Here is a 12753-nt window from a genome sequence, read left to right as displayed (position 1 = left end):
TACCCTGTCGCGCCCGTCGAGGGCAGCGGATCCCGACCGATTCCGGCGTCGACGGATGCTGGTGACGGCGTTCACGCGACGTGATCGACACTCCCGCGTGCTGTGAAGACGACCTTATCCACAGTTTCGAATCTGTGTTCTATAGATGTCGGAGCCCGGTAGTAGTTTTGTTCTATGACCACTTCGCTCGCAGCTCTCGCCGACGTCGTCGGCGGCGCGGTGGCGATGTGTCCTGACGGAGAGATCGAGTCGCTCCCCGCTGATGCGCTCCTACTCCTGCATGCGTCGCTGGGCCAGGCACGGCGGTTGATGGATGCCGCGCAGACCCGAGTCGCATCCGAGATCGCGCGGCAGTCCCGCCCCGAGATGGGGTCAGGCGGTCTCGCGAAGCAGCAGGGGTTCCGCAACCCGACGGTCTTCATCGCCGCGACGATGGGCACGACGGCGGGCGAGGCGGCCCGCCTCGTGCAGGTCGGCGAGGCGACGGCTCCGCGCATGACATTCGGCGGAGAGGCGGCGCCGGCGCGGCATCCGCACGTTGCTGAGGCTCTCGCGAGCGGGCGGATCGGGGCGCATGCGGCCTCGGTCGTCGTCACGATGCTCGACCGAGTGGGGCCGCGGGCCTCTCGCGAGGCGCTCGACGAGGCCGAGCATCGGCTCGTCGCGCAGGCGCCGGGGCTGACACACGACCAGCTGTCGAAGATCGTGCTGCGGGCGGAGGCGTTCCTCGATCCGAACGGAGTCGAGCGCCGCGAGGATGAGCTGCGAGCAGAGCGGTGGCTCACGTTCCGCGAGGGGCGCGACGGATCCCTCGATCTCTCGGGGCGCTTCGACCCCGCGGGTGGCGCGCCCATCAAGGCCGCGCTCGAGGCCCTGGTCGCGGCAGACCTGCGAGCGCAGCGCAATGCCGTGCCTTCCGGATCCGGGTCCGAGGTCGTCGATCCGGATGCGCCGCGCCGATCGGTGCGACAGATGCAGGCCGATGCCCTGACCCGCCTCGCCGAGCACGCGCTGGGGTGCGACCGCCGCGACCTTCCGCTCGCCGGCGCGACCATCGTCGTGCGGATCGCGCTCGACGACCTGGTGAACGGGACGGGGCACGCGACGATCGACGGCATCTCGACGCCGGTCTCGGTCGCGACGGCGAGGCGCATGGCGGCGGGCGGATCGATCATCCCGTGCGTGCTCGGCGGCGACAGCGAGATCCTGGATTGGGGCCGCGCGCGGCGCCTCTTCTCGGACGCCCAGCGGCTCGCACTCGCGGAGCGCGACGGGGGATGCGCGATGTGCGGCGCTCCCCCATCGCATACGAAGGCGCACCACCTCCGATGGTGGGCTCGGGATGCCGGACCCACCGACCTCGCAAACGGCGTGCTGCTCTGCGAGTCGTGTCACCATCGCATCCACGACAACGGGTGGGAGATCCGCATCGACGGGCCGGGCACGCGAGCGAAGGTGTGGTTCATCCCGCCCGCCCACGTCGACCCCGCGCGGACGCCCCGGCTCGGAGGACGAGCGCGCTTCGACTACGCCCCTGCGGCGTAAACAGCCGGCGCACTTGCGGGTTCGCCGCCAGGCGGGTGAACGGCACCGATAGCATCCGTGCATGCCGACGGAGGATGCAAAGCAACCCCATGCGCGGAGACCGGATACCGCCACCACCGGCCACCGCACCCATCGGTATCTGCGCCTCTCGCTGGGCGTGCTCGTCATCGCGATCCTCGTGAGCGTCGGGCTCGAATCCCTGCAGCTCGGCGCGGTGCTGCCGTCGATCAGCCACTACTTCTACTCCGCCGCGCAGCCGGTGTTCGTGGGGGCGCTGGTCGCGGCATCCCTCGCCCTCGCGGCCCTGTCGGGGAGGGGACTCGAGACGACACTGCTCGACGTCGCGGCCGTGTTCGCACCGCTCATCGCGATCGTGCCGACGGGCATCTACGGCCGATCTCTCCAGCGTGAACTCGGCGTCGCGTGCCCGCCGCGCACGATGTGCGTGCCCGACCAGTACCTCGACCAGGTGCGCAACGGCGTCGCGACCTACCTGATCGTGCTCGTGCTCGTCGTGGCGATCGGGCTCCTGCTGCGGCGCCGCAAGCGCATCAGCGGTCGGGGCATCTACGTGGTCGCCGTCGTCGGGGCGATCACCCTCGTCGCGCTCGGCGCGCTCGCGTTCGTGCCGATCCTCAACGACGGGTTCCCGTCGAACCGGCTCTTCCCTGTCGGCATCCATTACACGGTCACGATCGCGTTCTTCGGGGCGTTCGCGGCGGTGCCGATCATCAACGCGTTCCGCGTGACGACGGATGCCGAGTCCAAGCCGAAGCTCTGGCAGAAGCTGCTCTACCTCGCGATCGCACTCGCCCTCATCGCCGACCTCATCGTGCTCGTCTTCTTCGCCGCGAGCCTCGAGCCCGCACCCGTCGTCTTCATCTGCGAAGCGATCGCGCTCGCCCTCTTCGCGGCGTTCTGGTTCGTGCAGACTGCGCAGCGGTGGGACGAGCGCGATCAGGAGTACGTGCTGCCGACGCCGCCGCTCGCTTGGAGCGAAGTGCGCTGATCGGCCGCACGCAGTCCGCATCACGCGACGGACCGCCGCGGCATGCGCACCGCGCAACGGCAACCGGACAGCCTTGGGAGCGATCCCAATGAACCGGACAGCTGAAAGGGGATGCCGAGCCCGGATCGCGGGCGCTACCCTTGCGGTGCACCATCCGGACTCGCCCCGGAGATACTGCGACATCCAGGAGCTCCATGTCCGACCACACGACCGACTCTGCGGGAACGATCGATCGCCGCACGCTGCTGCGAGCGGGCGCGTGGGCGGCGCCTGTCATCGTGATCGCCGCCACAGCACCCGCGGCCGCCGCGAGCAACGCGACGGCGAGCGGAGAGCTGACCTTCACGAACCTCTCGTACTACTGGTCCTACGGCGACGGCGGCCTGATCACGGGGCTCACAGCCAACACGACGGTGGGGTTCGCACCCGGCGGGTCGGGCACGATCGACTCGATCACGCTCGTCATCTCGATCGAGAACGCGGACGACCAGTATCTGGTCGGAGGCGTCCCGGTGCTCAGGCAAGGCGGCCCGCGATGGAACGCCGCGGGCGGAGGGGTCACTGTCGATGTCGGCGGTGTCGCCTGGATCCGGTACACGTTCCTGTGCACAGGCCCGGTCACGCCAGGCACGTTCACGCCGCTGCTCGAGGCGACCGTGCCGTTGACAGTGGGCCACCCTTCGGCGCCTCCGGTCAGCCCCTGGACAGCCATCGCCTCGGCGCCGGGCGGCTCGGTGCAGCCCGCGACAGGCCAGGGCACGGGGGCTGAGTTCCTCGATCTCGGCCCGACTCCCTAAAGCCCCTCACACGCGGGGAGCGGGGTTGCGGCCTCGGCGTCGATGCGCCCACGCAACCCTCTTCACCTGGGCCCTGATGTCCACGATCGCGAGCTTGCGGCCGACGACCGTCCATGCTGCGGCAAAGGTCCCGAAACAGGCCCGTCATAACGATTCAGTATCGTCGAGGTGCAGGACGTCCCCGCCCAACGATCGCGCACCTCGCCAAGGGAGCCCCGTCATCGAGAACCCCCACCTGTCGCGCCGAACCCTCGTCAAGAGCCTCGCCGTCGGCCTGCCTACCCTCGCGCTGCCCGCCGTCGCCGCTGTTCCGGCGACAGCTGCTGCGCCGACTCCCAAGCCGACATCCCCCATCGATCGATTCCTCACGAACGCCCGGGCCCCCATGGCCGGCGTCTGGGCGATCCAGTCGGCCTCGCTCACACCGGACGCGAGCTACAAGGGCATCGTGCCGCTCACTGTGCAGTTCGACCTGGGCGCCGGCATCCCGAGCGCCGTCTCGGTCTCGCTCGGGCGGACGTCCCGCCCCATGACGCGGATCGGCGGCACCAACATCTGGCAGGCCGCGCCGTGGGACACGACGCGTCGACTGAGGGACACCTCGACGCTCTCGCCGAGCAACTACTGCGCGTGGGTCCAGGTCCATGCAACCTACAGCGGCGCCCCGCAGTCCACGCAGCCCTTCCCCGTGTACACGGCGAACTACGACTACGGCGGCCTCGCCGACCGCTCGTGGAATCCACAGATCGAATGGGCGGCGGACTACTCATCGATGTCGGCGTGGCTCGCTTCGTTCACCGGCACGATCTTCGGTCGCTCCTACGCCTCGCTCGTCAACGATCCCGTCCGAGGCAAGTCCCGCAAGGCGATCAAGGTGACACTTCCCGACTCTGCGCGCTTCGATTCCGACCAGCCCACCAACTCGCCCCGATTCCAGGCGCAGCAGCCGACGGCCTCGCCGTGGCGCGGCGTCACGGAAGGCGACACGTTCTATGTGGGCTTCGCCGTCTACGTGCCGAAGACCAACTCGAGCGCGGCCGGATCGGGCGGCTTTCCGACGGTCAGGGTCTCGGACCCCGAGAAGACCAACAAGCACATCGCGATCTTCCAGATGTTCGGCCCCCAGGCATCGGAGCCGACCAGCTACCCCGCGGGACGCGGCGCGATCACGATCATCGACGCGAACCGCAACTCGGAAGCGGAGGCCCCCGACCGCTTCCACATCGACGCGAATCAGCTCAACGGGGGCGACCCCGGATTCCTCGTCGATTTCGGGTACAACCGCGGAGCCTGGACCGACATCGTGCTCGGCATCAAGATGTCGGCCGACATCCAGCGGGGCTGGATCGAGGTCTACCTCAACCAGGGCGAGCACAGCTCGGTGCAGCCCGTGCGGCTGTTCGGCGGCAAGACGCGGCTGCCGCGCGTGACCGCGTGGCCCAGTTGGTCGAAGCCGGCCGTGCCCGCGACGTACGTGGGCGGCGAGCTCGTGACGGGCGGCTCGTACAGCCACCGCACCGACATGCAGATCTACCGCTCCCCCACGGCGTACGACGAGGTGACCCTGCTGCACACGGGTCACAGTGTCGGGCCGACCCCGGAATCGGTCGACCCGCGCTCCTACGCCTGAATTCGGGATGCCGCGCGCTTGCGCCGGGATGATTCGCAGTGCCATGATCGCCGAAACTGCGAACGCTCCACTGCGCAGATGAACGAAGCTCTCTCCGAGCCCGACTCATCCCGGAGCACTGATGCCCGCCTCGCCTCTGCGTTCGCCTCAGCACCGTGACACGCGACGCACCGCCATGCTCGCCGCGGCCGCCCTCATCGTGGGGCTGGTCGGACTGCCGATCGGATCGTCGATCGCGTACGCCGACGATCCGCCGGACGTCATCGCCGCTCTCGGAGACTCGCTGACCCGCGCCGCGCGCGCCGACGGCGTCGCCGGCGACCGCCCCGCCTACAGCTGGTCGACGGGAACCGACGCCTCCGTCGAGTCTCACCGCACCCGGATCCAGGCGGCGACAGGCGTGCCGCTCACGGCCTACAACCTTGCGGTCGGCGGCACGACGACCGCCGACCTGCAGCGGCAGGCGACGCAGGCGGTCGCCCGCGGCGCGGACTACGTCACCGTCCTCGCCGGATCGAACAACATCTGCGGAGCTCCCACGATCGCCGCGATCCCCTCGCTCGAGCAGTTCCGCGCGGAGTACTCCGCGGCCCTGCAGACGCTGAGCTCGGGGCTCCCGCAGGCGCGCATCCTCGCGGCCTCCATCCCGAGCATGCTGAGCCTGTGGGAGATGGGCCACGTCGACGCCGCGATCGTCGATCAGTGGTCGCGTCAGGGCTCGTGCGCGCTCATGCTCGGAGCCGCCGCCGACGTCTCGCCCGAGGCGACCGAGCGACGCACCGCCGTCGAGTCGATCCTCGTCTCCATGAACGGAGTGATCGACGAGCTCTGCGACGCCGTGCCCCGCTGCCTCTTCGACGACGGCGCCGTCCACGCGCTGACACCGACGGCGACGGATGTCTCGACCAGCGACCGCTTCCACCCGTCCGTCGCAGGACAGGCGAAGGTCGCCGCGGTGACGTGGCAGAAGATCGTGGCCGCCGGCTGGTTCGGAACGGGCGTCACCGCGACGCCGTCCGCCACGGGCGGCACGGCGGGACCGCAGACGCCTGCGGAACCGACCCCGACGGGGACGCCGACGGCGGAGCCCACGCCGACGTCGACCCCGACACTCGAGCCGACACCGGAGCCGACACCGACCCCGACACCGGAACCAACCGTCGAGCCGACACCGACGCCGACTCCGACGCTCGAACCCACTCCGGAGCCCACTCCCACCCCGACGCTCGAGCCGACACCGACACCGACACCGACACCCACGCCGGAGCCGACGCCGACCGCGACAGCCGAGCCGACGCCGACGCCGACGCCGACGCCGACGCCGACCGTGGCTCCCCCGCAGGCCCCGACTGTCACGTGGGTCGAGAACACGAGCCCCCTCGTCGCGTACGCCGCGGACTGGAAGACGACCTCGTCCGCGCAGGACAGCGGCGGGTCCGTCAGCTACAGCGCGACCTCGGGTGCCGCGTTCGGGCTCACCTTCACAGGCACACGCGTGCAGATCGCGACGAGGCTCACCTCGACGAGCGGCATCTCGGAGGTCCGGATCGACGGCGTCCTCGCCGGCCGCTTCGACGGCTTCAGCGCCACCACGGTCTACCAGCGCCTCGTCTTCGACAGCGGACCGCTCACGCCCGGCGAGCACACGATCACCGTCACCCGGACGGGCACGAAGGCCGCAGCATCCGGCGGACGCAACATCCTGCTCGACGCCTTCCGCATCGAGACCACGGCAGCACCCCTGACGCCCACACCGACACCGACTCCGACACCCACCCCCACCCCGACACCCACGCCCGAGCCGAGCCCCACCCCGACCCCGACCCCGACGGCGACCCCGACGCCGACCCCGACTCCCACGCCGACCCCAACACCCACGCCGACGCCCACCCCCACGCCGACAGTCGCGTGGGTCGAGAACACGAGCCCCCTCGTCGCGTACGCAGCGGACTGGAAGACGACCTCGTCCGCGCAGGACAGCGGCGGGTCCGTCAGCTACAGCGCGACCTCGGGTGCCGCGTTCGGGCTCACCTTCACAGGCACACGCGTGCAGATCGCGACGAGGCTCACCTCGACGAGCGGCATCTCGGAGGTCCGGATCGACGGCGTCCTCGCCGGCCGCTTCGACGGCTTCAGCGCCACCACGGTCTACCAGCGCCTCGTCTTCGACAGCGGACCGCTCACGCCCGGCGAGCACACGATCACCGTCACCCGGACGGGCACGAAGGCCGCAGCATCCGGCGGACGCAACATCCTGCTCGACGCCTTCCGCATCGAGACCACGCCCCACTGACCGAGACCGGGAGCCATAGACCGGCAGCCGAGCGATCGCACAGTCCGGCCGGGTCACCTGCCGCGCAGGATCAGCGGATGGCCGCGGGGTGCCGAGACGCGGATGGGGGTGCATATACTCGCCTCATAGCGTCCGATTTCGGGCGGACGCTCCTGAGCTCGCTGGAGAGCATCATGGACACCCTCGCCACCCTTCTGATCATCGTCGTCGTCTGGATCGTCATCGCAATAGCCGTCGCGGTCGCCCTCGGGCGCACCTCGGCGGCAGCCGAGCATGACTATCAGCTCGGTGCGCTCGGTCGCGAAGCACGATCTGCCGACGCCGGAGACCACGCGGCTCCCCTGAGCGAGCCCGCGTTCGATCACGCGGCGGTCGCGGACGAGACGATGGCGACCCCCAAGAAACCGCGCCGCATCTGACACCGCGGGACGCCGTGCAGCGAGCCGATTCACCTGGGGCGCGGCCATTTCGCGGCATTCAGCGCCTGCCTGTCACCTCCCCGAAATCGAATCTTCACGCGACTTCTTTACTGTCGAGGCATGACAACTCCATCGATCAAGGCAGTCATTCCTGCCGCCGGCCTCGGTACGCGCTTCCTTCCGGCAACCAAGGCGATGCCGAAGGAGATGCTTCCGGTCGTCGACAAGCCCGCCATCCAGTACGTGGTGGAAGAGGCGGTCGCCGCCGGAATCGACGACATCCTCGTCATCATCGGGCGCAACAAGAACGCACTCGCCAACCACTTCGACCGTGTCACCGAACTCGAGCACACCCTCGAGCAGAAGGGCGACCACGGCAAGCTGGCCCGCGTCGTCGAGCCGAGCTCGCTCGCCGACATCCACTTCGTCAGGCAGGGCGACCCGAAGGGCCTCGGTCACGCGGTCCTGCGTGCCAAGAAGCACGTCGGCAACGAGACCTTCGCCGTCATGCTCGGAGATGACCTCATCGATGCGCGCGACCCGCTGCTCTCGCGCATGATCGAGGTCTCCACGACGCGATCCGCGACGGTCGTCGCCCTCATGCGCGTGGATCCCTCGCAGATCCACCTCTACGGATGCGCCGACGTCGATGCCACCGACGAAGACGACCTCGTCTCGATCAAGGGACTCGTCGAGAAGCCGTCCGCTGCGGACGCTCCCAGCGACCTCGCGATCATCGGTCGCTATGTGCTCAAGCCGGAGATCTTCGACGTGCTCGAGACGACCGAGCCGGGCAAGGGCGGCGAGATCCAGCTGACCGACGCGCTCGAGACGCTCGCGGCCGACGCCGAGATCGCCGGCCCCGTGCTCGGGGTGATCTTCGACGGCCGCCGCTATGACACCGGCGATCGACTGGACTACCTGAAGTCCAGCATCCAGCTCGCCCTCGATCGCGACGATCTGGGCCCTGACCTCGCGTCCTGGATTAAGGAGATCGCACCCACGCTCGTCTGATCGAACAACTCGCACGAGGAGCCGCGACCGGATTCCCGGTTCGCGGCTCCTCCTGCATGTGGGCTATGCTGGCGCGCAAGCTTCACCTCCTGCCCTGCACCACCACTCAACGGAGAGTCGTGCCCATGGAAGCTCCAACCCTCGCCACCAGCCTGCCCGCCATCATCATCGGCACCCTCGCGGTGTGGCTGCTCGTCTCACTGTTCGTCGCGCACGCCATCGGCCGCTCCGTCGCCGTTGGCGAGTACCAGCGCGAGATGGACGTGCTGTACCGACCGGCTCCGAGCGGCGGCATCCGGGAATAGCCCGTTCGCCGGGTTCTGCGCGGCGCACGATGTCTCGGCGGAAGGATATTCCGCCGGTCAGCCCAGGACCTTCTGCCGCAGCGCCGACGCGACGTGATCGCCGTTGGTGAGTGTCCACGTCTTCGTCAGGTGATTCGAGTCGCGGTACATGAGAACGTCGTCCTGCACGACGCCGCACGTGGACTCGTCGCAGTAGTCGTCAGCCGTGTCGAGGAACGTGAATCCGGCCGCAACCGGGATCGCCAGGTCGCTCAGATCGCCGTACACGGCGTCGCGATCGATGGAGCATCCCGCCTCGCCGAACACATCGAGACACACGGGCACATCGTTCGGGAACCAGGGATTGTCACGCAGCGCGAGCACCGGGATGCCGGCTTCCGCGAGCGCGTCGAAATAGATCCGGTATCCCTCGGGGACCTCTTCGACGCCGTCGATCGACCGTGAGCCGATCGTGACGACGACGGTCGGCGGGTCGGCGAGGATCTTCTGCAGCGCCGCTTCCGACCACACGGCGCACGACGGGTGGAAGCTGTCCGCGCCGAATGCGTTGATGTCGCCGAACACGCACCCGCTCTTGGTCATCGCGATGACCCGCGCGTCGGTCTCCTCGGCCGTGCTCCTGACCGCTTCCAGCCACTGCAGGGAGTGCGATCCGCCCACCAGCACGATCGTGCGTGAACCGTCCTCGACGCCCGACTCGCAGGCGATCAGCTCGGCGTCGCGGATCGACTGGTGGCATCCGTTGGTGTAGCTGTCGACGTTGTCGTCGCGCGCATAGATCGGCGCCGGAACCGGCGCCGAGGCGATGGGCCGCCCTGCGAGGTGGGCCTCGACATCCTTCTGCGCCTCGGAGTAGGCGGAGTCCGCGCCCTTGTTCCACAACCAGATGGCACCCGCAGCGGGCACCATCACGAGCACGCAGGTGACGATCGTGGCGATCGCGGACCGGCGCAGCAGCGGCGAGTTGCGGATGGGCACCTCGACGAGCTTGGTCGTCGCGACGGCGAGCACGGCGGAGACGACGAGGATCGCCAGCCCCGCGAAGAACGGCATCTCCTCGCCGAAGTTGAGACGGTAGAAGATCAGCAGCGGCCAGTGCCACAGATAGAACGCGAAGGACGACTCCGCGAACCACAGCACGGGTCGGGCTCGGAGGATCCCGGGCTCGCGGGCGTTCCAGGCGCTCACGATGATCAGGATCGCCGCGCTGACGGGGATGAGGGCGACCGCGCCCGGGAACAGCGTCGACAGGTCGAAGAGCGCGCCGAGGCTCAGCAGGACGATGAGTCCGACCCACCCGAGGATCGCCGCGACCGTCTTGTTGCGCATCTCCCGCGTGAGCAGGATCGCCGTGACGACGCCCGCCATGAACTCCCACAGGCGGGTGAAGGTGCTGAAGTACGCCACCGGCTGGTCGATGGCGGTGAGGTAGACGGAGTAAGCGAACGAGGCGGCGAAGATCACGCCCGCCATGACGAGGACGATCTTGCGGGGGTCGCGACCCAGGCGCACCGCGACGGCCACCGCCAGCGCGACGAGCAGCGGGAAGACCGCGTAGAACTGCACCTGCAGCGAGAGCGCCCAGAACTGCTGGAACGGTGACGCCATCGCGCCCTGCTGGAGGTAGTCGGTCGCCGACCGGATGAGCTGCCAGTTCTCGGCGAAGATGATGCTCGCGACGCCGTGCGTGATGTTCGTCTCCCACAGGGCCGGCGGCATCCAGAACCTCGCCGCCACGACCGTGAAGAGGATCACGACGGCAGCGGACGGGAAGACACGACGAGCCGTGCGCAGGTAGTACCCGCCGATGGAGGCGGCGCGTTCCCGCGAGTCCATCGTCGCGAGTTTGAGCAGCGAGAGGGTCGCGAAGTACCCGGCGACGACGAAGAAGACGTCGACGCCGCCGGAGACCCGCCCGAACCAGATGTGGTAGACCGCGACCAGGAGCGCGGCGATCGTGCGCAGTCCCTGGACACCCGTGAGGTAGCGCCGGGTGGTCCCGGTGGCCGGGGCGGCCGCCCGGACCGTGGCGGTGTCGGTGTTCGTCATGATCTGTCCCCGTTCATCGGCAATGAGCCCCCGAAGGGACGATCGTGCGAGCAGGAATCCGAGGTCAGTACGCGCCCTCGCTCTTGAGCACGGCCTTGACCGTCTTGAGCAGGATCGTCAGGTCGCCGGTCAGCGTCCAGTTCTCGACGTAGAAGAGGTCGAGACGGACCGTCTCGTCCCAGTCGAGGTCGCTGCGACCGCTGACCTGCCACAGCCCCGTGATGCCCGGCTTGACGAGGAACCGGCGGTGCACCGTGTCGGCGTACTGCGTGACCTCGCGCTCGAGCGGGGGCCGGGGCCCCACGAGCGCCATATCTCCCAGGAAGACGTTGAACAGCTGCGGCAGCTCGTCGAGGCTGAAGCGGCGCAGGACCTTGCCGATGCCGGTGACGCGCGGGTCGTCCTTCATCTTGAACATGATGTCGTTGCCCTTTTCGCCCTCGTCCCGCGTGAGGTCTGCGAGGCGCGCCTCGGCATCGGCGTACATCGAACGGAACTTGAGCATCTGGAACTTCTCGCCGCCCAGACCGATGCGCTCCTGGCGGAACAGCACTCCGCCGGGGCTCGTGAACTGCACAGCGAGCGCCACGAAGATCAGCACCGGTGCGAGCACGACGATGAGGGCGCCCGCCGCGAGGACGTCGAACGCGCGCTTGGCGTGCAGCTTGCCGCCCGTGTACCGCGGCGTCTCGACGTGGACGAGGGGCAGGCCTGCGACGGGACGTGTGTGCAGGCGCGGACCGCCGATGTCGGTGAGGCTCGGCGCCACGATCAGGTGGTGGCGCCCCGGCTCGAGCTCCCAGCTCAGCGAGCGCACGGTCGCGGAGCTCAGCTCGTTCGCGCTGCTGATCAGCACGGTGTCGGCCTCGACGCGCCGCAGCGCCTCGATGACGCTGTCGACCGAACCGGACACAGCGATGTCGGTGCCCGGGATGTAGTCCGCGATCCGGCCCGACGGCGTGCACGCGCCGACGACGAGAAGGCCCGCGGCCGGCGTGCGCTTGAGGTCGCGCGAGGTCGCCGCGACGGACTCCTCGGACCCGACGAGCAGCACGCGGTTGACCATGCGTCCCTGGCGCCGCTGCGTGACGAGCCAGCGTCGCCAGACCCAGCGACTGAGGACGAGGGCGACCATGGTTCCGACGAGGCCGTAGGCGAGGACGAAGTGCAGTCCCTCGACTCCGAAGACGTAGGCCAGGAGCGCCGCCGTCGTGAAGGCCAGGAACGTCGACTGGATGAGCGCGCGGTACTCGCGGCTTCCGACGCCGACGATGCGCGGCGTGCGGCTGCCGGTCAGGGAGAGCAGGGCGAGGATGCCGATGAATACGGCTGCCGCGATTCCGATCACGGGAAGCAGCAGGTCGAAACGCGGGAACTCGACGAGCCGGGGATGCGGCGCGACGGTCAGTACAAAAGCGAGGACCGCCACCAGCACGGCGGTGTCGGACGCCACGAGGGCTCTCCCGTACCGACGCTCCCAGGGACGGGGCCGGGCGGTCGCCCGCACCTGCGGGTAGTCGTTCCTCCCGAGAACCAGCTCATTCTTCACAGTCACAGTTGCCATGTATGCCCACTTCCGAGTCACGGACCTCGGGGGGAAGGCAGGGACCATCTTGGGGAGTCACACCCGCTCCCCCCAGAGACGGATTCCGTGTTCCATGATGGCGGTGATCCGCCAACAGCGGGTTACCA

At 69.0% G+C, this 12753-nt stretch carries 10 protein-coding genes; 8 read left to right on the top strand and 2 right to left on the bottom strand.

Annotated features, from left to right (window positions below):
* The first annotated feature begins 174 nt into the window (after window positions 1–174).
* From MJ607_RS11235 to MJ607_RS11200, 8 genes are all read left to right on the top strand, one after another.
* A complete protein-coding gene (locus tag MJ607_RS11235) occupies window positions 175–1545 on the top strand; it encodes an HNH endonuclease signature motif containing protein (RefSeq protein ID WP_243075674.1) in 1371 nt (456 codons plus the stop codon).
* Between the two features lie 61 nt (window positions 1546–1606).
* Window positions 1607–2554 carry a hypothetical protein gene (locus tag MJ607_RS11230; protein ID WP_243075673.1) on the top strand — a complete coding sequence of 316 codons (948 nt, stop codon included), beginning with the start codon at window positions 1607–1609 and terminating at the stop codon, window positions 2552–2554.
* 194 nt (window positions 2555–2748) lie between these two features.
* Window positions 2749–3351: a hypothetical protein gene (locus tag MJ607_RS11225; protein ID WP_243075672.1), complete on the top strand. Its 603-nt coding sequence runs from the start codon at window positions 2749–2751 to the stop codon at window positions 3349–3351.
* A gap of 385 nt (window positions 3352–3736) precedes the next feature.
* Entirely contained in the window at window positions 3737–4981 is a 1245-nt protein-coding gene (locus MJ607_RS11220) for a hypothetical protein (protein ID WP_243075671.1), read from the top strand.
* A gap of 121 nt (window positions 4982–5102) precedes the next feature.
* Window positions 5103–7274, top strand: coding sequence for a GDSL-type esterase/lipase family protein (locus MJ607_RS11215; protein WP_243075670.1), 2172 nt, complete (start codon window positions 5103–5105; stop codon window positions 7272–7274).
* Window positions 7275–7447: 173 nt separating this feature from the next.
* On the top strand, window positions 7448–7693 hold the full coding sequence (locus tag MJ607_RS11210) for a hypothetical protein (RefSeq protein WP_243075669.1): 246 nt from the start codon (window positions 7448–7450) through the stop codon (window positions 7691–7693).
* A 120-nt stretch (window positions 7694–7813) separates the two neighbouring features.
* Window positions 7814–8707: a UTP--glucose-1-phosphate uridylyltransferase GalU gene (gene galU, locus MJ607_RS11205; protein WP_243075668.1), complete on the top strand. Its 894-nt coding sequence runs from the start codon at window positions 7814–7816 to the stop codon at window positions 8705–8707.
* A gap of 125 nt (window positions 8708–8832) precedes the next feature.
* Entirely contained in the window at window positions 8833–9012 is a 180-nt protein-coding gene (locus MJ607_RS11200) for a hypothetical protein (RefSeq protein WP_243075667.1), read from the top strand.
* A gap of 57 nt (window positions 9013–9069) precedes the next feature.
* On the opposite strand, the gene MJ607_RS11195 is transcribed toward MJ607_RS11200, so the two are convergent.
* Together MJ607_RS11195 and MJ607_RS11190 are read right to left on the bottom strand one after the other, a co-directional pair.
* On the bottom strand, window positions 9070–11061 hold the full coding sequence (locus MJ607_RS11195; RefSeq protein ID WP_243075666.1) for an acyltransferase family protein: 1992 nt from the start codon (window positions 11059–11061) through the stop codon (window positions 9070–9072).
* A 64-nt stretch (window positions 11062–11125) separates the two neighbouring features.
* Window positions 11126–12514, bottom strand: coding sequence for a sugar transferase (locus tag MJ607_RS11190; protein ID WP_243075665.1), 1389 nt, complete (start codon window positions 12512–12514; stop codon window positions 11126–11128).
* Window positions 12515–12753 lie beyond the last annotated feature (239 nt).

Origin of the sequence: Microbacterium sp. SS28, assembly GCF_022761035.1 — a bacterium.
GTDB lineage: Bacteria > Actinomycetota > Actinomycetes > Actinomycetales > Microbacteriaceae > Microbacterium.
The sequence above is the reverse complement of the archived record's forward strand: the minus strand, read 5'-3'. Positions and strand labels throughout refer to the sequence as shown.

Coding starts and splice junctions, on each gene's coding strand:
- MJ607_RS11210 (WP_243075669.1), top strand. CDS start 7,448: ATGGACACCCTCGCCACCCTTCTGATCATCGTCGTCGTCTGGATCGTC.
- MJ607_RS11235 (WP_243075674.1), top strand. CDS start 175: ATGACCACTTCGCTCGCAGCTCTCGCCGACGTCGTCGGCGGCGCGGTG.
- MJ607_RS11195 (WP_243075666.1), bottom strand. CDS start 11,061: ATGACGAACACCGACACCGCCACGGTCCGGGCGGCCGCCCCGGCCACC.
- galU (WP_243075668.1), top strand. CDS start 7,814: ATGACAACTCCATCGATCAAGGCAGTCATTCCTGCCGCCGGCCTCGGT.
- MJ607_RS11220 (WP_243075671.1), top strand. CDS start 3,737: ATGGCCGGCGTCTGGGCGATCCAGTCGGCCTCGCTCACACCGGACGCG.
- MJ607_RS11225 (WP_243075672.1), top strand. CDS start 2,749: ATGTCCGACCACACGACCGACTCTGCGGGAACGATCGATCGCCGCACG.
- MJ607_RS11200 (WP_243075667.1), top strand. CDS start 8,833: ATGGAAGCTCCAACCCTCGCCACCAGCCTGCCCGCCATCATCATCGGC.
- MJ607_RS11215 (WP_243075670.1), top strand. CDS start 5,103: ATGCCCGCCTCGCCTCTGCGTTCGCCTCAGCACCGTGACACGCGACGC.
- MJ607_RS11230 (WP_243075673.1), top strand. CDS start 1,607: ATGCCGACGGAGGATGCAAAGCAACCCCATGCGCGGAGACCGGATACC.